The following is a 22,556-nucleotide window of genomic DNA, read 5'->3' as shown; positions in this document are numbered from 1 at the left end:
ATACTCATGTTTTACGATAGCAGTAGCACGCCAACTAGCGAAACTGGTACTTCAGGTGCGCACCCGTGTGCAGGAGATAGAAATTGCTCCGAGCAGTCCGACGAGCGCGAAAGCGTAGAAGCCCCACGGCACGGCGTAACCCGCACCCAGGAGGACTCCGCCCAGGATTGGGCCACAGATCGCACCGACCCGGCCGACACCTGCCGACCATCCGAGCGCGGTCGCGCGAATCTGAGGTGGGTGATTGGCGCTCGTGAAGGCGTAGACCAGTACCTGCGCGCTGAATACGAAGCATCCGGCGAGGAAGACCATCACGTAGATTCCGAACGACACCTTCACACTCAGAAGCGCCAGGAACAGTGCAGCTCCGGCGAACCACACGATGGCTGCAGTCCGCGGGCCGATCTTGTTCGCGACGCCCCCGGCGATCAACAGCCCGACGACGGCGCCGGCATTGAGGATCAGAAGGAACGTCAACGACGCCCCGAGGTTGTAACCGGCCTCACGCATGATCGTCGGAAGCCATGTGTTCAATCCGTAGACGAGCAGCAAGCCCATGAAACTGGTGATCCAGATGGCGATGCTGTTGCGCAAGAACTTCGAAGAGAACAGTGCGCGAACGGGATTGGCGGCTTCGGCGCGCTCAACTTCGGACGTGGGCGCAATCTCGAGTTCGACTCCGTAACGGGCAGCGATTTCCTCGGCTTCGGCACGCTTTCCGTGAGCGAGAAGGTACGACGGGGATTCCGGCAGATACCGCAACATGAGTGGAATCAGGGCGACGGCAGGAAGTGCGCCCACAACGAACATCGCTCGCCAACCGAAAGGTTCGATCACGACGAGCGCCAGCGCTGCGGTGGCAACGGCGCCGACGTGGTAGCCGGTCATCAGCATGGTCGACGCAGATCCACCGCCTTGTTTCTTCGAGAATTCGTTGACCAGAGCCAATGCCGTCGGTAGGGCGCCACCCAGCCCCACACCGGCAAGGAAGCGCAGCAGCCCGAAGATGAACGGATTGGGCGCAATTGCGCACAACAGAGTCAGAATCGAGAATGCGGCAACGGCGTACAGCAGCGCGCGGCGTCGACCGATGACGTCAGTGAGAGTGCCGATGACGAGGGCGCCGATGGTCATGCCGATGAGCCCGAAGGTCGAGATCATCGTAATCGTGCCGGTACTCAAACCCCACGCGTCGTAGTCGAGAAGCGAAGGAATGACCGCGCCGAGTACGACCAGGTCGAATCCGTCCAGAAGCACAGCGATCCAACACAACGGTGCTACCCACATTGCGGCACGCGCCCCAGGCGAACCGGTGATTGAACTCGACTGCGTATGCGGTGCGGTCATCGGATCCTCGACATTCACTGCTTGTGGGCGTTCGCGACCGGTTGGGATCCAGTAGTTCGGATCGAAACGTGTTCGCATTGCGAACGCCTGTTCATAATGAGCACATCGATTGTGTACGGAGTCACAACGCCATGTCAAACGTCGCGGTAATCTCGAGGAATGGCACTCTCCGAAAATGAGCGTGAACAGTTCCTGGCCGAACCCCACATCGGGGCGCTGTCCGTGGCGGACGGCACCGAGCGCGGTCCGTTGACCGTCCCGATCTGGTACCTGTACTCACCCGGTGGCAAACCATGGATCCTCACGGGCAAGGATTCGCGAAAGGCACGACTCATCGAGTCGGCCGGGCATTTCTCGTTGATGGCCGAAAGGCTCGATCCGACAATCCGTTACGTCAGCGTCAGCGGATCCGTCGACAAGATCGTTCCGGGCACCGACGAGATGCTGGTCGAAGTCTCGCGGCGTTACCTGGCCCCGGACAAGGTCGACGGGTATCTCGAATTCGCGCGATCGCAGTTGGGCGAACAGGTAGCGATCTACATGAATCCGCAGCACTGGCTGTCTGCCGATCTCGGGGCGATCTGACAATTCTCAGAAAAGCGAAGGCTCGGCGCGCCGGAGTGGCGCGCCGAGCCTGACCTGCATGTGGAGGGCTCTATGTCAGCTCTCGGTGAAGAAACGCACCCGATTGAGTCGATGACCGCTCGCCTCGAAGCCGAATAATGCGATGGCCGGTTCCCCGCACACGATGACGCTCGCCGTCACGGTGCGACCGGCAACCAGCATCTTGCTCTTCGTCACGCCGGTGAGCAGAGCGTTGACATCAGCGTTGGACAACTGCGTCCCCGCCGGAAGCTCGACGGGTACCGGCGGCGTTCGGCCGACAGCGGCCGCATCGAGGAACCGCGACGCTGCCTTCTTGCCTTTGTCTCCGACGCCGAAGATGCCGCGCGAGAACCCGAGCGCCCCGCCGATCCCCTGGTTCGAGAGCAACTGCGGCGTCAACTTCGCGGCCGCCTTCACCCCCGCCACACCAGCAGTCGCGAGCTGGCTCAACATCGTCGCCAATTCCCAATGCGCATAGAGGGTTCCGATCCGCAAGGAATCGGGCTCCCCCACCAAGTCGTAGCGCAAGTGCATCGGAACGTCGAGAACGACTCCGGTCGACATCTCGGTAGCGAGGCTCAGATCGCGCCACACCGTCCGGCCGCACACGATGTCGCGCTCGACATGGAAGGTGATCGAATTGGGGGCGATGAACGTGTCGTAGAAACTCTCGATCGCCGCCTGACCGTTGTGCGGACGTGAACCTACAGGGTCGTTGACCTGTCCGTCGCCGGCAAACAGGGCCACCCAGGTCGAGCGGTCATGCGCGCCGACGGCTTTCGGGGATCCCTCCACGACGGCCATCAACTGCTCGCGCGTCACCGGCGCGGTCACGCGCGCATCTCGTATGCACCGTCGTACGCCTTGACCTGCTGCCACACCCGGTCGAAGCGTTCACTGTCGACAACAGGCTTCCGCACCGCGGCCAGGGCCCATTTCTGCTGCTCGGGTGTCGACGACGGCTTTCCGTGCAGCGCGATCGCGTATCCCGAGAAGTCACGAATCTGGAAGTCGAAGATCTGATCGACAACGTCGGCGTCGAGCCCGCTGATCTCGGCCTGTTCGAGAATCAGATGACCGTAGACGACGAGAGAGAACAGGTGCCCGACGTTGAGCATGAAATCGAGATCCTTCTGCTGCTGCGCGTCCGGCGCTGCAGCAGTGAGCAATTCGGTGAGCGCGATCGCCTGCTCGTAAAAACGGGCGACGTTCGGAATCGAAGAGTGCTTCTCGTAGACGGGCTTCCACTCGTGGAACTGAATCTTCGCAGCGCCGCGGGTAGGCCCCTGGTTCCAGAAGAACTCGTCGTCGGCGGCGTCGTCGCGCGTGACGATCTCCGGGAACTGCGCCGAGTTGAACAGATAGTTCGGCAAGAACTTGAGAATCAGGCCGACGTTGACGTGGACGGTGCCCTCGAGCTTGGGCAGCGTGCCGATCATCTGCGCTGCCTCGCGGAAGTACGTGGACTTCTCGTATCCCTTGGCTGCGATCACATCGTGCAGCAACCCGACCACCTTCTCACCTTCGGAGGTGACCTTGGCCTTGGTCATGGGATTGAACAGCAGGTAGCGACGGTCCTCGAGGCTGGCGCTGCGGAAGTAGTCGACCGCCCGCGCACTGAACTGCTTCATCGCGATCAGACGTGAGTACGCGTCGACGAAGGCGGCGCGAACGTGGGCGAAATCCGTGACGGGATTGCCGTACAGGATTCGATTCTGCGCGTGAGTGATTGCCTCGAAGAACGCATGCTCGGTGATGCCGATGGAGCCGGTGCAGAGGTTGAACTTTCCGACGTTGACCGTGTTGAGCGCGGCCTCGAATGCGGCGACGCCGGTGTGCAGAATGTCTTCCTCGCGCACCGGGTAATCGTCGAGGCGGAAATTGCTGACATACATCTGCCCGCGCAGGACGTTGTCCACGAGCTGATAGTTCGGATGTGCACTGTCGGCGACAAAGAACACGTAGCCTTCGGGACCCTCGACGTCGGTACGACGCCCGAACACAGACACCATTCCGGCTACGTTGCCGTTTCCGATGTAGTACTTCTCGCCGCTCGCGCGGAAGGCGACGTCGCCGTCGGTGGGAGTGAGGAGCATGTCGGTGGAGTACACGTCGGCGCCGTGGTCGCGCTCGGACAGCCCGAACGCCATGACACCACCGTCGGCAAGTTCCTGCGCTGCACGCTTCTTCGCAGCGTCGTTGTCACTCATCCAGATCGGTCCGAGTCCGAGGATCGTGACCTGCCAGGCGTACCAGTAAGCGAGTCCGTAAAAACCGAAGATCTCGCTCAGAGCTGCGTTGCGGGCACCGTCCCAACGACGGTTCTCGTCACCGTCGGCGAATGCCGCCGGAGTCTGGAACGTCGCGAACAACTTCTCCCTGCCGACGAATTCGAGAAAGTCGGAGACCCACACGGCGTCGAGGTCGTCCTGAAGAAGTTGCTTCTTGCCGCGGCTCTCGAACCATTCGATGGTGGCTCGCAGCAAACGGCGGGTCTCCGGATCGAACTGAGCGGGGTCGTAAGTATGGGGGTTGAAGAGCAATCCATCGGTGCCAGACACGTCATTACCTTTCGTCGATGACGCTAAACTACCAGCGGGTAACTTTCCGCGGTGCGATTCATGGAAGACCTGCGATTCTTCGCGAATGCCACAGGTCCATCGGATTCCACGTGCCGGCCCGAGCGCGCGTGATCGGGTAGCACGCCAACCCGAGCAACAACGCAGACATGTGGCCGATGGCGGTGAAATTGGTGGCGAAAATCAGAGGTACACCGTAGAAGAGCAGCAACCCCGCGAGATAGACGTATCGCCACGGATCGACGATTCGATATACCAGAATCCCCATGACGCCGGCCAGACCGTAACTCACACCCACGTCGAGAGTGTTGACCGCCGACTCCGCCACGTATCCGTGCCGAATACCTTCGTACAGAACACCTTCGCTGATGTACGTGGCTCCGACGTGGGCGATGACGACAACACACAGCCACCGCCATGTCCCGAGCCAACGCTCAGCCGTTGCATGAAAGATGGTGAAGAGAACCAGGTATCCCAACCAACCGCCACCTTCGAGCCAGAAGGCACTCGAGAACAGGACTCGTAGCGGGTCTTCGGCCAGGTGATGCAGATTGGTCGAGCGCTTGCCGAGAAAACGCTCCTCGACATTGTCAGGCAGATGCCGCAGGAACAGTGTCGTGAACAGCAGGGCCAGCAACCAGACGTAGGTACCGGGAGCACTGCGCACCCATCGCCATGCCGCCTTTGCCGCCCCCAGCATCCTCACCGCTTCGAGTCTGCGCTCACTCGTTCACTACTGCAACGGCAAACCCGTCCCATCCCTTCGAACCCACGGTTTGAATGGCGGTGCCGTCGAGTTTTGGCTCGGCCGCGATCATCTCCAACACCGCTCGACTCGCTTTGACGCGCTCGTCGTCGATCTCCGGGTTGGACACGTGTCCCCCACGCACCACGTTGTCCACGATGATGACGGTTCCGGGATGCGAAAGAGCCAGCGCCCACCGCACGTACTCGGTGTTGTTCTCCTTGTCGGCGTCGATGAAGACCAAGTCGAAAGGTCCCAACTCTTCTTTCGCGATCAACGGGAGACTGTCGAGCGCAGCCCCGACGCGGATGTCGACACGGTCAGCCAGTTCGGCGCGCTCGATATTTGCCCGAGCGACATCCGCGTGGGTGGGATCGAATTCCAGCGTGATGACCTGGCCCGAGGGACCGACCGCGCGAGCGAGCCAGATCGTGCTGTATCCGCCGAGCGTTCCGATCTCGAGAACATTGCGCGCCAAGCACATTCGCGCCAGAAGGTTGAGGAGCTTGCCCTGGTTCGGCGCCACGTCGATGGGCGGGAGACCTGCCTCGGAATTGGCGGCGAGTGCCGCGTCGAGAACCGGATCTTCACCTACCAACGTGGAAACGAGATAGCCGTCGACTTCTGCCCAATCCGGTTCGCGTTCCATAGCCACGATTGTGGCAGAAAAGAAGGGCCGCCGCAGACACCTCGGAAGGTGGCTGCGGCGGCCCTGACGACTATTCGAATCAGCCGCGAACTGCGCTGATGATCTCCTCGATCGCCGAGTCGGCGTCGATCTCACGGCTCTCGCCGGTGAAGCGGTCGCGAATCTCGACCTTGCCGTCGGCCCAACCACGGCCGACGACAACGATCAGCGGAACGCCGATCAGCTCGGAGTCCTTGAACTTCACGCCCGGCGACGCCTTACGGTCGTCGAGGATCACTTCGAGTCCCGCGCGGTCGAGCTGCGCGGCGAGGCCTTCGGCGCCTTCGCGAGCGGTCTCGTCCTTGTTCGCAATGACGAGGTAAACGTCGGCCGGTGAGACCTCAGCGGGCCAACGCAGACCCTTCTCGTCATGGTGCTGCTCGGCAATGACGGCCACCAGACGCGAGACGCCGACGCCGTACGAACCCATGGTCGGGCGGACGGGCTTGCCGTTCTCGGCGAGGACATCGACGGTGAAGACGTCGGTGTACTTACGGCCGAGCTGGAAGACGTGCCCGATCTCGATACCGCGAGCCGAGACCAGCGTGCCGGCTCCATCCGGAGAGGCGTCACCGTCACGAACCTCGGCGGCTTCGATGGTTCCGTCGGGGGTGAAGTCCCGACCGGCAACGAGGCCGACCACGTGCTTGCCGTCTTCGTCGGCGCCGGTGATCCAGCTGGTGCCGTCGACGACACGCGGGTCGACAAGGTAGCGAACGCCGTTGGCCTGCAGCGCCTTCGGGCCGATATAACCCTTGGCCAGGAACGGGTTGTTCTTGAAGTCGGTCTCGGTGATCATCACGAATTCGGCCGGCTCCAGCGAAGCCTCGAGGCGTTTTTCGTCGACCTCACGGTCGCCGGGGATGCCGATACCGAGCAGTTCCCACTCGCCGCCGGGCAGGCGGGTCTTGACCATGATGTTCTTGAGTGTGTCGGCGGCGGTGACGGTACGGCCGAGATCAGCGCCGTTCGCCCAGTCCACCAGGGTGTCGATGGTGGGTGTGTTCGCGGTGTCGTACACCTTGGCTTCGGGCAGCCCGTCGAACGGAATCGAATCGGGAACAACAGTCTTGACGGCCTCGACGTTGGCGGCGTAGCCGGATTCGAGGCAGCGGACGTAGGTGTCTTCGCCGATCTCGCTCTCGGCAAGGAACTCCTCGGACGCGCTGCCGCCCATCGCACCGGAGGTGGCCGAGACGATGACGTACTTGACGCCCAGACGCGTGAAGATCTTCTCGTAGGCGCCGCGATGCGCCTGGTACGACTCCGTCAGGCCTTCGTCGGTCAGGTCGAAGGAGTAGGAATCCTTCATCAAGAACTCGCGGCCGCGCAGAATGCCGGCACGCGGACGCTCTTCGTCGCGGTACTTGGTCTGCACCTGGTACAGGGTGACCGGGAAGTCCTTGTAGGAGTTGTACTCACCCTTGACCGTCAGAGCAAAGAGCTCCTCGTGGGTCGGGCCGAGCATGTAGTCGTTGCCCTTGCGGTCCTTGAGGCGGAACAGGTTGGGGCCGTACTCGGTCCAGCGGTTCGACGCTTCGTAGGGATCGCGCGGGAGCAGCGCAGGCAGCAGGATTTCCTGTCCGCCAATTGCATTCATTTCTTCACGGACAACACGCTCAACCTCGCGCAGCACCCGCAATCCCAGCGGCAACCACGAGTAGACGCCTGGAGCGATACGACGCACGTAGCCGGCACGAACCAGCAGTTTGTGGCTGGCAACTTCGGCGTCCGAGGGATCGTCACGCAGGGTACGCAGGAACAGGTGGGACAGACGGGTAATCACGAGGTGTAAGGATAGTCGCCGCAGTCGGCCGAGCGGGCCTCGGTACGGTTACAGCGTGCTTGTACTGCTGCCTCCCTCAGAAACCAAGTCCGACGGCGGCAAGGATGCGCCCCTCGATCTGGCCGAACTGTCGATGCCACAGTTGACCGAAACGCGCGAATTGCTGGTTCAGACGCTGGTCGATCTGGCCGCTGACGTCGAGGCGTCGTGCGAAGCGCTCGGGCTCGGTCCGACGCAAGCAGACGAAGTGGAACGCAACGCCAAGCTGTGGGTGTCCGCGACGCGGCCCGCACTGCAGCGCTACACCGGCGTGCTCTTCGACGCCCTCGACGCAAAGTCGTTCACCCGCGCCCAGAAGGCGAAGGCGCTCGATCGGATCGCCATTGGTTCCGCTCTGTTCGGTGCTGTCCGCGCAGGAGATCTGATCCCCGCCTACCGCCTTTCCGGCGGGTCCAAGCTGCCCGGAATGGGCACGCTCCGCTCCCTGTGGAAGCCGGAACTGCCGAAGGCGTTGGCTGCCGAAGCCGACGGGCTGGTCGTCGATCTGCGATCGGGTACGTACCAAGACCTCGGTCCCGTTCCGGACGCCTTGATTGCAACGGTCCTCACCGAGAAGCCGGACGGCACCCGGACGGTGGTCAGTCACTTCAACAAGCACCACAAGGGTCTGCTCGCCCGTGCGCTGGTGGTCTCGCGCGCCGAACCGACCGATATCAAGGGTGTCGCGCGGGTGGCGTCGATGGCCGGCCTGCGGGTGGAAATCGCGTCGGAGCGTGAACTGATCATCCTGACGGATTGATGGCTTCGTCTGTCAAGTGCCGCAGAAGGTTTGGAACGTCTCGCTGAAAGACCGCGGAGCCGCCTCGGTGTAGTCAGCCCACTCGTCGCGTCGGTCGAATGGATGCGTGACAACCTCCAGCAGCTTCTCGAATGGAGCGAGGTCGCCGTCGGTCGCGGCGCGCAGGGCAGCGTCGAGCCGATGATTACGCGGAATGTACAGCGGGTTGACGCGATCCATCGCGCTCGCGGTCTCCGCGGCCCCTTGTCCGTTTTCGGTCAGGGCTCCCTGCCACCGCTGCAACCAGGGCGCGATGTGCTCCCGTGGCACGAGTTGGTCGAGAGGCGCCGAATTTCCGCGCAATTCGTCCGCGAGTGCGCGGAAACTGCCTGTCCAATCAGCTCCGTGTTCCGCCAACAACGTCAGCAGATCGTCGACGAGCGCCCGATCGACAAACGGCTGGGCCAGACCGATCTTTGCCGCGAGACCGGCCGCATAGTGTCCCTCGTAGCGCTCGTCGAAGGTCTCGAGAACTGCCGACGCCGCGGAAATCGCATTGTCGGGTGCGGAATCGATCAGCGGCAACAGTGTTTCTGCCAAGCGCGCCAGATTCCACTTCAGTACAGCGGGCTGATTGCCGAACGCATAGCGGCCCCCGTGGTCGATCGAGCTGAACACTGCCGCCGGATCGAATGCGTCGAGGAAGGCGCACGGACCGTAATCGATGGTCTCTCCCGAAATTGTCGTGTTGTCGGTGTTCATGACCCCGTGCACGAAACCGATGAGCATCCACCTCGCCACCAGTGACGCCTGCGCCTCGACGACCGCCTCGAGGAACCTCAGATAGCGATTGTGTGTACCCGTTGACGGAAGTTCGGTCAGCTCCGGGTAGTGCCGGGCGATCGCGTAGTCGGTGAGCGGCTGCAAGACCTCGCCCTGCCGGGCCGCGAACTCGAAGGTCCCAACGCGTAGGTGACTCGACGCGATCCGTGCAAGCACGGCACCGGGTTCTGCGCCGTTGCGGCGAACGTCTCGGCCCGTCGCCACCACCGACAGCGCGCGTGTAGTGGGGACACCGAGGGCATTCATCGCCTCGCTGACGAGATATTCGCGCAGCATCGGCCCTACGACCGCATACCCGTCGCCGCCCCGAGAGAACGGTGTGCGCCCGGAGCCTTTCAGATGCAAGTCCACTCGCTGCCCGGCACTGCTGACGAGTTCGCCGAGTAACAACGCCCGACCGTCCCCGAGAATCGGTGCGTACCCACCGAACTGATGACCCGCATACGCCATCGCCACCGGTGTGGCCCCGACCGGCACCGTCGACCCGGACAGGACGCCGATCCCGTCCACACTTCGCAGCGCTGCTACGTCCAATCTCAACGACGCAGCCAGCTGCTCGTTCACCACGAGCAACTGCGGGTCAGGGGCGGCAGCACCTTGCCACGGCACCGTCAGAGCGCCGAGTTCGTCGGCGAACGTGCTCTCGAGGCCGGCCACGATGGTGACCGTGTCTGCTGTGGATTCCTGGAATGCGGCCATCACACGAGAGTAGTCACCGTGCGACAACCTATCGATCAGCCCTGATCGATGTACGACTCGAGCTGATCGCGTTCGCTCTTGAGCTCGTCGATGCGGCTCTTCACCACGTCACCGATACTGACGATGCCGAGGAGGTTGCCATCCTCGATCACCGGCAGATGCCGGATTCGACGCTCGGTCATGATCGCGGCAATGCTGTCCACTGCGTCTGCCGGAACGCACGTGTACATCAGAGCGGTCATGACCTCGGAAACCTGGATCCCGAGAAGGTCCGGGCCACGCTCGTGCAGGCGTCGAACGACATCGCGTTCGGAGATGATGCCGACCACCGCGTCGTCGTCGACCACCACCATGGCTCCGATGTTGTGGCGGGCAAGATCGCACAGCAGCCCGTTGACCGTCGTGTGGGCGTCGATCGTGACGATGCTGTTGCCCTTGTTTCGCAATATGTCCGCGATCCGCATCACGGCACCCCGATCCGTCGAGACTCTCGGCACGTCCTGCAACGATCGTATCGGCTAGCGAAGCGGAAAAACAGGACTGATCAGGCGATTCCCTGAGCTGCCTTCTCCGCAGCCTGAGCCTGGGCTACCTGAGAAGGTGTGAACCTGATGCACAGCGCCGCGATACCGGCGAACACGGCGCAGACCGCGCAGCCCACAAGTGCGAAGGTGTACCCCTCTCCGAGTGCAATCAATTGCGCCGGATTCATGTCCGCTGCCTTGCCCGAAGTGCCGCCGAGCGAGAGCGTCTTGGACGTCGCCATTGCACCGATCACCGACAGCGCCAATGGTCCACCGAGCGTCTGGGCAACTTGGGAGATTGCGGTCAGCGGGCCGATCTCGGTCTCCGGGACACCGGCGATCGCGCACAGTGGCAAGGGCACCATCGCGAGGCCGATACCGAATCCGATCCCGATCACGGGCACGAACAAGTTGGCCAGGTAGGTGGAGTCGGAATCGAGAGTAGAGCCGTAGAGGAGTCCGACGATCATGATCACGACGCCGGTGAGGACCAGCCAGCGGGGTTGAACCTTCACGGCGAGCTTGGAAGCAACCGACGCGGCGGCGCCCAATCCGAACGCGAACGGAATGAACGCGATACCGGCACGCAACGGCGAATACTGCATGATGTCCTGCACGAACAGTGCGACGAAGGCCGTCATGCTGAACATCGCGCCACCGACGAAGAAGATGGCGAGGAACGTCGCGACACGGTTGCGATCGGCGAACAACGAGAAGGGCAAGAGCGGGTTGTCTGCAGTTCGCTCGACAAAGAGGAAGGCGGCGAGGGCGACCAATCCGGCCGCCAATGCACCGATGACGGCGATGCTCCCCCATCCCATTTCCGGGCCTTCGGTGAGAGCAAAAACAACACCGGTACAACCGAGGGTCGCGAGGATCGCGCCGGGGACATCCAAAGCCAGACGCGTCTGATTCGTCTCGCGAAGGGCGCGGAACGCCATGCCGACGAGCGCGATGCCGATCGGGACGTTGATGAGGAAGATCAGACGCCACGACACCTCGGTCAATGCGCCGCCGATGATCAGACCGGCGATCGATCCGACGCCCGTCATGGCGGCAAAAATCGCGATGGCCTGATTACGAGCCGGACCCGCGGCGAAAGTCGTGGCAACAAGGGCGAAGGCAGTGGGCGACGCCACGGCTGCGCCGACACCTTGAAGCGCCCGCGCTGCGATCAACATGCCCTCGTTCAGGGCGAGTCCACAGAGCAACGACGCCACCGTGAACAGCGAGACTCCCGCGATGAACATCTTCTTGCGTCCGAACGCGTCGCCGAGCCGACCACCGAGGAGCATGAGCCCACCAAACGCAAGCGCGTAGGAGGTCAACACCCAGTTGCGGCCGCTGTCGCTCAGCCCGAGGTCGGCCTGCAATGGCGCCAGAGCGAGGTTCGCGACAGTACCGTCGAGCACCACCATCATCTGCAAACCACTCAGGACGATGATGGCAAGCCCGATGACTCGAGTCGCTACCGGGGCATTCGCCGAAGCGGTTTCAGATGTTGGGGAGTCAGACACAAGACTTCACGTTACCCAGCGTCGACGGAAAAGCCCGCGACCGGCCCGATCACGATGATCGCCGGAGGCTTGATCTCCTCGTCCTTGACGCGCTGAGCAACGGTCGCCAGATCGGCCCGAAGTTCACGCTGGGTGCGCAGAGTGCCCTCTTGGATCACGGTGACCGGCGTGGTTGACGGGCGTCCACCGTCGACGAGTGCCTTCGCGAACTGATCGATGCGCTCGACCGCCATGAGCAGCACGATCGTGCCGCGCAACTTGGCCAGCGCCGACCAGTCGACCAGCGAATCCGGATGATCCGGAGCCACGTGCCCACTGACGACGACGAACTCGTGGGTGACGCCGCGGTGGGTGACCGGGATGCCTGCGGCCGACGGGACCGAGATCGCGCTCGTGATTCCGGGCACTACGGTCACCGGAACGCCGGCAGCGGCACACGCTTCGAGTTCTTCGTATCCCCGTCCGAAGACGTACGGGTCCCCGCCCTTGAGGCGGACCACGAACTTGCCTGCCTTCGCGTTGTCGATCAGCGCGGCGTTGATGGCCTCCTGAGCCATGGCACGGCCGTACGGGATCTTCGCGGCGTCGATCACCTCTACGTCCGGACCCAGTTCGGCGAGCAACTCCGGCGGAGCCAATCGGTCGGCCACGACGACGTCGGCGCGGGCGAGCAAACGGCGTCCGCGCACGGTGATCAGATCGGGATCACCGGGGCCACCACCGACGAGAGCAACACCCGCAGCGGCAGGCTCGGCCGTATCGGCGAGCACGCCCGACTGAAGACCTTCGACGACGGCGGTGCGGACTGCTGCCGAACGACGGTGATCGCCGCCCGCCAGAATTCCGATGCTCATACCGTCGTACTCGGCGCTGGCGGGAGTGACGGCGGTGCCGTGCTTCGCGTTGTCGGCGCGCACGCAGAAGATGTGGCGACGCTCCGCTTCGGCGACGATCGCCGCATTGGTTTCCGGCTCGTCGGTCGAGGCGATGGCGTACCACGCACCTTCGAGGTCGCCGTCGGCGTACGGGCGCTCTTCGACCGTGATCTGACCGGCAGTGGCCATACCTTCGACGGCTGGAGTGAACGCGCGACTGATGACGTGAACGCGGGCACCAGAGGCGACCAGCAGTCCGAGTCGGCGCTGAGCCACAGTGCCGCCACCGAACACGACCACGCGTCGATCGGTCAGGTTGAGGCCGACCAGGTAGTTGGTCTCGTCTGCGGTGGACTCGCTCACTCGCACTCCGTTTCGTTGTCAGAATTGGTCAAGCTGGAGGGAACTTTACGGGCCGCGGCCACGGTCACTCCATCCCTGGCAGTCTTGGCCAGCACAAGTCGGCCGCCCCCGGACGCGAGGATCGCAGCCGCTTCCGCGACGCTTGCCGTTCCGACGGCGTTCTCGACGCGAGGCGATGGTGACGGAACTTGAACTCGCGCAAGTACGTCCGGGGCGAAACTCACAATCGGGACGTTCAGTTCATGGGCCGCTGTCAGAAGAGCCGAAGACTCAGCTTTTGCCGCCACAGTGGCGAGTACCACGATCTTCCCTTGCGCCGCGAGCACAGCCTTCACCGCAGCGACGATGTCCTTCGCGGTGACACTCGTCGTGAATCCCACGCCGATACAGAGGTCATCCCCGTGCGGCATCGACGAACTTCGCGATCGATTCGGGCTGCCCCACCGGATGAGTGTGGAGATACGACGCGTGGACGCCGCCGCGAACAAACCCTTCGCGGACACTGCCGCCGTCCCAGGGCCGCCACCCCCACGCACTTCCGCAACCGTCCGCGTCTGCCGAGACGAGAGACGTTCGGTGGAACTCGTGACCGGTGACGCGGGAGCCTGCGTCGAAGAGGCTGGAGTCGCTGATCGCCACTGCTTCGCGGTACCCGAGGGTCAGGCGTTTCCCGAACGTCGCATCCACTCCGACCACACCGGCCATGCTGTGACCGTCCAAGCTGCGAGCGAGGTAGAGCAGACCGGCACACTCGGCGTGGATCGGTGCACCGCCGTCCGCCAGATCGCGAACCTGCTGCAGCAGTACGGTATTGGCCGCAAGGTCTACCGCGTGTTCTTCCGGGAAGCCACCGGGAAGGACCAAAGCGGCAGTTCCCGCAGGAAGCTCGTCCCGCAACGGGTCGAACACCTGCACGTCCGCGCCGGCGGCAGTCAACAGCTCCCGGTGCTCGGCATAGCCGAAGGTGAAGGCCGGGCCACCCGCCATGGCAACCACAGGCCGAGACTCTGCGTGTGCGCCGACCTCGGCAACCGGATCCCATGCAGCTGCACTCACGTTCGAGGCGGCCAGTGCGCGAACAGCACCCAGATCGACGTGCGAGGCAATCAAATCGGACATCGCGTCCACTGCGGCCACAGCGGCGGCGCCGTGCTCGGCCGCCGGAATCAGGCCGAGGTGCCGGGAGGGAACTTCGAGTTCCGTCAACCGTGGCACAACTCCGAGCACTGCGACGCCGACCTTGTCGCACGCATGACGCAACACCTGCTCGTGACGAGCGCTCCCGACGCGATTGAGAATGACGCCGCCGATGCGCACACCTGCGTCGTAGGTCGCGAAGCCGTGGAGTACGGCGGCCAGACTCTGACTGTGCCCACGGGCGTCGATCACGAGGACTACCGGCGAACCGAGGATCGACGCGACCTGCGCCGTCGATCCCTCCGCCGACGGCTGCGAGTTTGCCTCGTCGATCTTCCCGTCGAACAGACCCATGACGCCTTCGACCACGGCGATGTCGCAACCAGCGGTTCCATGCCGGTAGAGCGGTCCGATGCGATCCGGGCCCACCAGAACAGTGTCGAGGTTGCGTCCGGGCCGCCCTGCCGCGAGTCCGTGATAACCCGGGTCGATGTAGTCCGGCCCCACCTTGAAGGGTGCAACGCTGCTACCGGACCGTCGCAGCGCGCCGATCAATCCCGTTGCCACCGTAGTCTTTCCGCTACCCGAGGCAGGAGCAGCGATCACCACGGCCGGAGTGGAAGGACTTACCATTCGATGCCCCGTTGGCCCTTTCGGCCGGCATCCATCGGGTGCTTGATCTTGGTCATCTCGGTCACGAGGTCGGCGGCGTCGATCAACGCCTGCGGGGCGTCGCGTCCCGTGATGACAACGTGCTGGTTGCCCGGACGATCGCGCAGTGTCTGCACGACCTCGTCGACGTCGACCCAGCCCCACTTGAGCGGATAGGTGAACTCGTCGAGGACATAGAATCGATGTTCCTCGCTCGCAAGCCTTCTCGCGATCTCCTGCCAACCCTCCGCAGCGGCAGCAGCATGATCTTCCTCGCTACCGGCCTTGCGTGTCCATGACCAACCTTCGCCCATCTTGTGCCACTGCACCGGCCCACCGACGCCGGTTTCGTCGTGCAGGTTTCCGAGCGCGCGGAACGCGGCTTCCTCTCCGACCTTCCACTTGGCACTCTTCACGAACTGGAACACGCCGATGTCGAACCCCTGATTCCAGGCACGCAGCGCCATGCCGAAAGCGGCGGTGGACTTACCCTTTCCCGGGCCGGTGTGCACGGCAAGTACCGGCGCGTTACGACGCTGACGCGTGGTCAGACCGTCGTCGGGAACTGTCTCGGGAACACCCTTGGGCATCGTGAACTCCTGAGCTGGGATCTAGGCTGCGGCGCGGACGACACCCGCGACCTGCTGCGCTGACAATTCGGCGAGGCGGACGTATCCGCCACGTAGTTCTCGCGCCAACTCGGCCGCCAGCCCCAGACGCACGAGGCCGGTCTCGCAGTCGACGACGATGGACGCGACGGACGCGTCGGCGAGAAGATGCGCGGCGACGCGGGCGCGGTGCAGCGCGTCCTTGCCGCCGGTAGCCCGGCCGTCGGTGAGTGTGACGACGAGGGCGCGACGCTGCGGGTCACGAAGTCGTTCACGCAGAACCACTTCGCGAGCACGCAGGAATCCCTCTGCGAGTGGGGATTTGCCGCCGGTACGCATCGACTGCAAGCGACGGACAGCGATGTCCACCGAAGATGTCGGCGGCAGTACGAGCTCCGCTTCACGACCACGGACGGTGATGACGGCGACCTTGTCGCGGCGCTGATAGGCGTCGCGGAGCAACGAGACAACCGCACCGGTGACCGCGGAGAGGCGGTCGCGTGCTGCCATCGACCCCGACGCGTCGACAACGAAGACGATCAGATTGCCTTCTCGCCCTTCACGTATCGCGCCGCGGAGATCAGCGGGTGCCAGCCGCAACCGTCCAGCAGTGCGACCACGGGCAACTTGAGACTCGGCTGCGGCAAAGACCGTGCTCGTCAGATGCAATCCGTGCCCACGCTCCCGCGTGGACCGCACAACTCGTCCACGGGACGACATGGACCGCGAGCGTCGTCCCGGTGCACCTTCACCGACTCCCGGAACTTCGAGGAGCTTGGCCTTGAATTCGCCGGCCGGTGGAGCCGAGGGGCGATCGGTGGCGCGTACTCCCCCACCAGGTCCGTCAGGGTCGTCCGGGCCGTCGTCGTCAGGCCCGTCGTCGTCCGGCCCTTCGTGTCCGGGACCGCCGTCATCGGAGCCGCCATCTTCCGGGCCACGGTCTTCGTGATTTTCGGGAGGTTCGGGCTCTCCGTCGCGCGCGTCGTCCTCTACCTGCGACTGAGCATCCTGATCAGCCTGCTCGAGCGCATCGTCCAACTGCTGCTGATCCAAGCCGGGCTCGTCGAACGGATCGCGGCGGCGGCGATGCGGCAGCGTCAGTTCCGCCGCTACTCGTACGTCCTCCGCAGTGACTTCACTGTCGCCGCGCCAGGCAGCGTGGGCCGTCGCGGTGCGCGCCAGCACCAAGTCCGCGCGCATACCGTCGACGTCGAACGACGCACACAGCGAGGCGATACGGCGCAGTTCGCGGTTACTCAGCTCGACCGAGTCCAATTTCTCACGCGCCGTGAGGATTTCGGACGCCAACTCCTCATCGGCGGATACGTACCGAGCGACAAATGCCTCGGGGTCACGCTCGTAGTCGAGTCGGCGACGCACCACTTCCATGCGAATGTCGACGTCGCGGGACGCGGCGACGTCGACAGCCAGACCGAAACGGTCCAGAAGTTGCGGACGCAGTTCTCCCTCTTCGGGATTCATCGTGCCGACGAGTACGAACTTGGCCGGATGCGAATGGGAGATGCCGTCACGCTCGATGTGAACCCGACCCATCGCCGCGGCGTCGAGAAGCACGTCGACCAGGTGGTCGTGAAGCAGATTCACCTCGTCGACGTACAGAACACCCTGGTGAGCGGCGGCGAGCAGTCCAGGTTGGAATGCGCGCTCACCGTCACGCAGAACCTTCTCCAGGTCGATCGAACCGATCACCCGGTCTTCGGTGGCGCCCACGGGCAGTTCGACCAAGCGGGCCGGTCGTGTCGTTCCGGCGTCGTCGACCGCGGGCAGCAGCGCAGTCAGCGCGCGCACGACCGTCGACTTGGCAGTTCCCTTCTCACCGCGGACCAGGACCCCACCGATCCCTGGATGCACCGCACACAGGATCAGCGCCAATCGCAATTGATCCTGGCCGACCACAGCACTGAACGGGAAGCCCGCCACTGGTCGATCTTCTTCACTTCGCACGTCGATATCCCTCCACCTCTCGGTTTCCTCGCCGAGAATTTGGCTGCACTCGAATGTCGCGGCAACCTGGCTGAGATCTCCCGGTTTATCGGTAGAGGAGAGATCTTTCACAGTGGCGGGACCGCGCCTGGATCGAACAGGACTTCCCCGCGAACATTCGGTATCGAAAAAACCCTAGTCGGCTCGCTTTCCCACGAGCCGACCAGGGTCAATTCTCCGACAAACTAGCTGACGGCCACGAAAGGCTCTCCCCCACCTCGACGCATCGGGGTGTGCGGGATGCCGTCTTCGATGAACTCTTCGCCGTCAGCCTTGAATCCGTGCTTGGCGTACATCTCGACCAGGTAGGTCTGGGCGTTGATCCGACACGGCGCTTCGCCGACCTCGGCCAGTGCGGCCTGCAGGAGGCGGGTCGTGTGGCCCTGGCCGCGAGCTTGACGCGACGTGCACAGGCGTCCGATTCGGAAGCTCTTGTTTCCGTCGTCGTGCTCTTCGAGCAGCCGGAGCGTGCACACCACCTGGCCGTCCTGCTCGAGCCAGAAGTGGCGTGTTTCCGTCAGCAGGTCCCGCCCGTCCAACTCGGGATACGGGCAAGCCTGCTCGACGACAAAGACCTCCACTCGAAGCTTCAACAACTCGTAGAACGTCTTGTTGTCGAGATCGAGTGCCCATGAACGCTTCAAAGCTGCTGTTGCCGTCATGGGTTGGACTATCACACAGTCGCGGCGGTATCCGCGACCGGAGCCGATTCGGAAGCACCGGCGGAATCGAGCTCGAGAACCTTCGAGGACCAATCCCAGACCTGGTTGAACAGGCCTTCGTTGTCGGTGAGCTTGACGCCGATGGACGGAACCATCTCGCGGAGCTTGCCCTTCCAACCCTGGAACTCGGTCGGGAAGCAGCGCTCGAGTACGTCCAGCATCGCCGGGACGGCCGTGGACGCACCGGGCGAAGCACCGAGCAGGCCGGCGATGGAACCGTCCTCAGCGGCGACCACAGCGGTACCGAATTCGAGGACACCACCCTTGCCCTTGGCACGGCGGATCACCTGGACGCGCTGGCCCGCGGTGATGAGTTCCCAGTCCTGGGCCTGCGCCTTGGGCGCGAACTCACGCAGATCCCAGATGCGACCGGCTTCGTTCTTGGCAAGCTCGCTGACCAGGTACTTGACCAGGCCGAGCTCGCTGACACCGACACCGAGCATCGAGAGGATGTTGTTCGGCTTGACCGAGCCGGGCAGGTCCGTGACGCGACCCTGCTTGAGGAACTTCGGCGACCAACCAGCGTAGGGACCGAACAGCAGACCCGGCTTGTTGCCGATGACACGGGTGTCCAGGTGAGGCACCGACATGGGCGGGGCGCCGACGGCAGCCTTGCCGTAGACCTTGGCGCTGTGCTGGTCGATGAGTTCGGGGTTGGTGCATCGCAGGAAGGCACCGCTGACCGGGAAGCCACCGAAGCCCTTGGCTTCCTTGATGCCCGACTTCTGCAGCAGGTGCAGGGCGCCGCCACCGGCACCGACGAACACGAAGCGCGAGCGAACGGTGCGCTTTTCACCGGTGCGACGGTTGGTGACCTTGACGGTCCAGGACTTGTCCGAGTTCTGGGTCAGGTTGGTGACCTCGTGGCCGAAGTACATCTTGCCGCCGGTCTTGCCGATGTAGCCGATGAGCTGCTTGGTGAGCGCTCCGAAATCGACGTCGGTGCCGTCCTGGCTCCAGTTCAGGGCGATGGGATCGGAGAAGTCGCGTCCCTTGGCCATGAGCGGCAAACGCTTGCTGAACTCGGCCGGATCGTCGATGTACTCCATACCGCGGAAGAGCGTGTGGCCGGCAAGTGCGTCGTAACGAGCACGGAGGTACTTGGCGTTGGCCTCACCGTGAACGAAGCTCACGTGCGCGATGGGGTTGATGAATTCCTTGGGCTGTGTCAGGACGCCCTGCTCTACCGCGTGTGCCCAGAACTGGCGTGACACCTGGAACTGCTCGTTGACGTTGACGGCCTTCTTGATGTCGACCGTGCCGTCCGAGTTCTCAGGTGTGTAATTGAGCTCACACAGGGCTGAGTGACCGGTTCCCGCGTTGTTCCAGGGGTCGCTGCTCTCGGCTGCGACGGCATCGAGCCGCTCGAAGGTCGAGATCGACCAATCGGGCTGCAGCTGGCGCAGCAATGCACCCAGCGTGGCGCTCATGATGCCTGCGCCCACGAGCACTACATCCGTCTTCGTCTCTACCGCGTTCTGATTCGACACTGGAGAATCGACTTCCTTGTCATTAGCCGTGCGCGCATCCGCCTGCTGTGTTACGCCGAATAGGTTACCCGTGCGTACACGCGCGGTTCACCACCCCCAATTGTGCTCTACAACGCGCACTCGAAACGACGATTAGATTGTGATTTGTGACTACTTGGGTTCCAGACGTCCTCGGTGACGGATATCAGCAGCTGACGATCCCGCTCGGAACGGATCCGGACGGCGAAGGCGAGGTGGACGCAACACTGGTCCGCTACCAACCGCAGAAGGAGGCGGTGAAGACACACCGTGCCGTTTTGTACGTGCACGGCTTCACCGATTACTTCTTCCAGAAGCACCTCGCCGAGCACTTTGCCGAGCAGGGTTACGCCTTCTTCGCACTCGACCTGCGTAAGTGCGGCCGCTCCCTCAAACCGGGGCACACAGCTCATTACGTCTCCGACCTTGCGCTCTACGACGCCGAACTGAACGAAGCGCTGCGCATCGTCCGCAGCGAGACCGAGGGCAGCGAGGTGCTGCTCATGGCGCACTCCACCGGCGGTCTGATCGTTCCGCTCTGGCTGAACCGTTTGCAGCGCAAGCCCGGTGGCAGCGACGGCGCCGGAATCTGCGGGCTGGTACTCAACAGCCCCTGGTTCGACCTTCAGGGTCCCTCAGTGGTGCGCAACGTCGGTACTACGGCGATCGATGCGCTCGGACGGGTATCGGCGAAGACGGTGATCCCGGGAACTGGGCTACCGACTTACGGTTCCAGTCTTCATGTTTCGGCCAACGGCGTCTGGGATTACAACCTCGACTGGAAGCCACTGGCAGGCTGCCCCGTTACCTTCGGCTGGATGCGGGCCGTCCGAGCGGGTCACGCAAAACTTCACCGCGGCCTAGACATCGGAGTGCCCGCGCTGATTCTGCGCTCGAAGAAGTCGCAGTTCGCGAAGGCGTACAACCCGAGCGTCGACCTCGCCGATTCCGTGCTCGACGTCAAGCAGATCGCACGTTGGGCCGGTTGCCTCGGCGATCGCACCACCATCGTCCCGATCGACGGCGCCCGTCACGACGTGTTCCTTTCGACCGAGAAGCCCTTGGCCACAGCCTTTTCCGAACTCGACCTGTGGTTGGAGTGGCTCGACGGCCACCTCACGCCGGCCGCAGAAAGTTCGGCAAGCACAGCAAGCAACACACAGGAGATCGCGCAGTGACGCACTACGACCTTGCAATCATCGGCAGCGGATCCGGAAACTCGCTGCCAGACGAGCGGTTCGACGGCAAGAAGATCGCAATCCTCGAAGAGGGCACCTTCGGCGGAACGTGCCTCAATGTCGGGTGTATCCCGACCAAGATGTTCGTCTACGCCGCCGAGGTGGCACGCACCGTCACCACTGCCGAGAAGTACGGCGTCGACGCCACGCTCGACGGCGTTCGTTGGTCCGACATCGTCAAGCGCGTCTTCGGCCGCATCGATCCCATTTCTGCAGGTGGCGAGCGGTATCGCAGCGAAGACAGCCCCAACACCACCGTTTACCGCGGCCACGCAACGTTCACCGGCGAGAAGACGATCGACACCGGAACCGGCGAGACGATCACCGCCGATCAGGTGGTCATCGCTGCCGGTTCGCGTCCGATCATCCCGGAAGAGATCGCGTCGAGCGGTGTGAAGTACTACACCAACGAAGACATCATGCGACTGCCCGAACTTCCCGAGCACCTCGTGATCGTCGGCTCAGGATTCATTGCCACCGAGTTCGCACACGTGTTCTCCGCGTTGGGTTCTCGCGTGTCGATCATCGGTCGCAGCCAGCGACTGCTGCGGCACCTCGACGACGAGATCTCCGAGCGCTTCACCGAGTTGGCCGAACAGAAGTGGGACGTCCATCTGGGCTCCCCCCTCACGTCGGTACGCGGCGACGGCGACAACATCGCCGTCGAACTGGCAAACGGCACAGTCGTTTCCGGTGACGTTCTCCTCGTCGCGGTCGGTCGTCAGCCGAACGGTGACCTACTCGGTCTCGACAAGGCCGGCGTCGAACTCGACGACAAGGGCTCGATCGTGGTCGACGAGTACCAACGCACCACCGCAGAGGGCGTCTTCGCACTCGGTGACGTCTCCTCGCCGTACCAGCTCAAGCACGTCGCCAACCATGAAGCGCGCGTTGTTCAACACAACCTGCTCCAGGACGCGTGGAAGGACACGTCCGGGCTTCGCAGCACCGATCACCGCTTCGTACCGGCAGCCGTGTTCACCGACCCGCAGATCGCCGACGTCGGAATGACGGAGAAGCAGGCTCGCGACGCCGGACTCGACATCACGGTCAAGGTGCAGGCTTACGGCGACGTCGCTTACGGCTGGGCGATGGAGGATCAGGAGGGCATCTGCAAGGTGATCGCCGAGCGCGGCACCGGACGCATTCTCGGTGCCCACGTCATGGGTACGCAGGCTCCGACGGTGATCCAGCCGCTCATTCAGGCGATGAGCTTCGGTTTGTCAGCTCAGGACATGGCGCGCGGCCAGTACTGGATCCACCCGGCCTTGGCCGAAGTGGTCGAGAACGCGCTGCTCGGCCTCGACATCTGAGCCCCGCAGCCCTTATGACGCCGAA

At 63.4% G+C, this 22,556-nt stretch carries 20 protein-coding genes; 4 read left to right on the top strand and 16 right to left on the bottom strand.

Features of this window, described 5'->3' with window-relative positions:
- Positions 1 to 51: 51 nt before the first annotated feature.
- Positions 52 to 1,347: an aromatic acid/H+ symport family MFS transporter gene (locus GN300_RS23235; RefSeq protein ID WP_063316737.1), complete on the bottom strand. Its 1,296-nt coding sequence runs from the start codon at positions 1,345 to 1,347 to the stop codon at positions 52 to 54.
- Between the two features lie 159 nt (positions 1,348 to 1,506).
- Here GN300_RS23235 and GN300_RS23230 point away from each other — a divergent pair, with 159 nt between their 5' ends.
- Positions 1,507 to 1,932 (top strand): pyridoxamine 5'-phosphate oxidase family protein, encoded by a 426-nt coding sequence (locus GN300_RS23230; RefSeq protein WP_003942732.1) that lies wholly within the window; start codon positions 1,507 to 1,509, stop codon positions 1,930 to 1,932.
- Positions 1,933 to 2,007: 75 nt separating this feature from the next.
- Here GN300_RS23230 and GN300_RS23225 read toward each other — a convergent pair whose 3' ends face one another.
- The 5 genes from GN300_RS23225 to GN300_RS23205 all read right to left on the bottom strand — a co-directional run bounded on the left by GN300_RS23225 (position 2,008) and on the right by GN300_RS23205 (position 7,751).
- The gene (locus tag GN300_RS23225) at positions 2,008 to 2,787 is read right to left on the bottom strand and encodes a nuclear transport factor 2 family protein (RefSeq protein WP_030535621.1); all 780 of its coding nucleotides are present in this window, start codon (positions 2,785 to 2,787) and stop codon (positions 2,008 to 2,010) included.
- Positions 2,784 to 4,514, bottom strand: coding sequence for an acyl-CoA dehydrogenase family protein (locus tag GN300_RS23220; RefSeq protein WP_063316560.1), 1,731 nt, complete (start codon positions 4,512 to 4,514; stop codon positions 2,784 to 2,786). Before GN300_RS23220 ends, GN300_RS23225 begins: the two co-directional genes overlap by 4 nt.
- A gap of 58 nt (positions 4,515 to 4,572) precedes the next feature.
- On the bottom strand, positions 4,573 to 5,232 hold the full coding sequence (locus GN300_RS23215; RefSeq protein ID WP_003942804.1) for a rhomboid-like protein: 660 nt from the start codon (positions 5,230 to 5,232) through the stop codon (positions 4,573 to 4,575).
- Positions 5,233 to 5,254: 22 nt separating this feature from the next.
- A complete protein-coding gene (locus GN300_RS23210) occupies positions 5,255 to 5,926 on the bottom strand; it encodes an O-methyltransferase (RefSeq protein WP_058038652.1) in 672 nt (223 codons plus the stop codon).
- Between the two features lie 79 nt (positions 5,927 to 6,005).
- Positions 6,006 to 7,751 carry a proline--tRNA ligase gene (locus tag GN300_RS23205; protein WP_054188575.1) on the bottom strand — a complete coding sequence of 582 codons (1,746 nt, stop codon included), beginning with the start codon at positions 7,749 to 7,751 and terminating at the stop codon, positions 6,006 to 6,008.
- Between the two features lie 55 nt (positions 7,752 to 7,806).
- Here GN300_RS23205 and yaaA point away from each other — a divergent pair, with 55 nt between their 5' ends.
- Complete coding sequence (gene yaaA / locus GN300_RS23200) at positions 7,807 to 8,550, top strand: peroxide stress protein YaaA (RefSeq protein WP_063316561.1); 744 nt, start codon at positions 7,807 to 7,809, stop codon at positions 8,548 to 8,550.
- A 12-nt stretch (positions 8,551 to 8,562) separates the two neighbouring features.
- On the opposite strand, the gene GN300_RS23195 is transcribed toward yaaA, so the two are convergent.
- The 10 genes from GN300_RS23195 to mqo all read right to left on the bottom strand — a co-directional run bounded on the left by GN300_RS23195 (position 8,563) and on the right by mqo (position 19,962).
- Positions 8,563 to 10,071 (bottom strand): YdiU family protein, encoded by a 1,509-nt coding sequence (locus GN300_RS23195; protein WP_058038651.1) that lies wholly within the window; start codon positions 10,069 to 10,071, stop codon positions 8,563 to 8,565.
- A gap of 35 nt (positions 10,072 to 10,106) precedes the next feature.
- Positions 10,107 to 10,535 carry a CBS domain-containing protein gene (locus tag GN300_RS23190; protein ID WP_007735005.1) on the bottom strand — a complete coding sequence of 143 codons (429 nt, stop codon included), beginning with the start codon at positions 10,533 to 10,535 and terminating at the stop codon, positions 10,107 to 10,109.
- An 80-nt stretch (positions 10,536 to 10,615) separates the two neighbouring features.
- A complete protein-coding gene (locus tag GN300_RS23185; RefSeq protein ID WP_003942680.1) occupies positions 10,616 to 12,112 on the bottom strand; it encodes an MFS transporter in 1,497 nt (498 codons plus the stop codon).
- A gap of 11 nt (positions 12,113 to 12,123) precedes the next feature.
- Positions 12,124 to 13,350 carry a uroporphyrinogen-III C-methyltransferase gene (gene cobA / locus GN300_RS23180; protein WP_047271356.1) on the bottom strand — a complete coding sequence of 409 codons (1,227 nt, stop codon included), beginning with the start codon at positions 13,348 to 13,350 and terminating at the stop codon, positions 12,124 to 12,126.
- Positions 13,347 to 13,760: a cobalamin biosynthesis protein gene (locus GN300_RS23175; RefSeq protein WP_063316562.1), complete on the bottom strand. Its 414-nt coding sequence runs from the start codon at positions 13,758 to 13,760 to the stop codon at positions 13,347 to 13,349. The genes cobA and GN300_RS23175 overlap by 4 nt, the downstream gene beginning before the upstream one ends.
- Positions 13,744 to 15,120, bottom strand: coding sequence for a cobyrinate a,c-diamide synthase (locus GN300_RS23170; RefSeq protein WP_039973452.1), 1,377 nt, complete (start codon positions 15,118 to 15,120; stop codon positions 13,744 to 13,746). The genes GN300_RS23175 and GN300_RS23170 overlap by 17 nt, the downstream gene beginning before the upstream one ends.
- On the bottom strand, positions 15,114 to 15,728 hold the full coding sequence (cobO, locus tag GN300_RS23165; RefSeq protein WP_003942784.1) for a cob(I)yrinic acid a,c-diamide adenosyltransferase: 615 nt from the start codon (positions 15,726 to 15,728) through the stop codon (positions 15,114 to 15,116). The genes GN300_RS23170 and cobO overlap by 7 nt, the downstream gene beginning before the upstream one ends.
- A 21-nt stretch (positions 15,729 to 15,749) precedes the next feature.
- Positions 15,750 to 17,711 carry a magnesium chelatase subunit D family protein gene (locus GN300_RS23160; protein WP_042925829.1) on the bottom strand — a complete coding sequence of 654 codons (1,962 nt, stop codon included), beginning with the start codon at positions 17,709 to 17,711 and terminating at the stop codon, positions 15,750 to 15,752.
- A 224-nt stretch (positions 17,712 to 17,935) separates the two neighbouring features.
- Entirely contained in the window at positions 17,936 to 18,412 is a 477-nt protein-coding gene (locus GN300_RS23155) for a GNAT family N-acetyltransferase (protein WP_003942808.1), read from the bottom strand.
- 11 nt (positions 18,413 to 18,423) lie between these two features.
- A complete protein-coding gene (gene mqo / locus GN300_RS23150; RefSeq protein WP_003942820.1) occupies positions 18,424 to 19,962 on the bottom strand; it encodes a malate dehydrogenase (quinone) in 1,539 nt (512 codons plus the stop codon).
- A gap of 146 nt (positions 19,963 to 20,108) precedes the next feature.
- Here mqo and GN300_RS23145 point away from each other — a divergent pair, with 146 nt between their 5' ends.
- Positions 20,109 to 21,158: an alpha/beta hydrolase gene (locus GN300_RS23145; RefSeq protein ID WP_003942674.1), complete on the top strand. Its 1,050-nt coding sequence runs from the start codon at positions 20,109 to 20,111 to the stop codon at positions 21,156 to 21,158.
- A complete protein-coding gene (mtr, locus tag GN300_RS23140; protein ID WP_063316563.1) occupies positions 21,155 to 22,531 on the top strand; it encodes a mycothione reductase in 1,377 nt (458 codons plus the stop codon). Before GN300_RS23145 ends, mtr begins: the two co-directional genes overlap by 4 nt.
- Positions 22,532 to 22,556: the final 25 nt, after the last annotated feature.

It is taken from the genome of Rhodococcus sp. Ni2, assembly GCF_021352185.1.
Classification (GTDB): Bacteria; Actinomycetota; Actinomycetes; order Mycobacteriales; family Mycobacteriaceae; genus Rhodococcus_F; species Rhodococcus_F qingshengii.
Note: the sequence above shows the minus strand (reverse complement) of the source record. Positions and strands in the feature narration are given on the sequence as shown.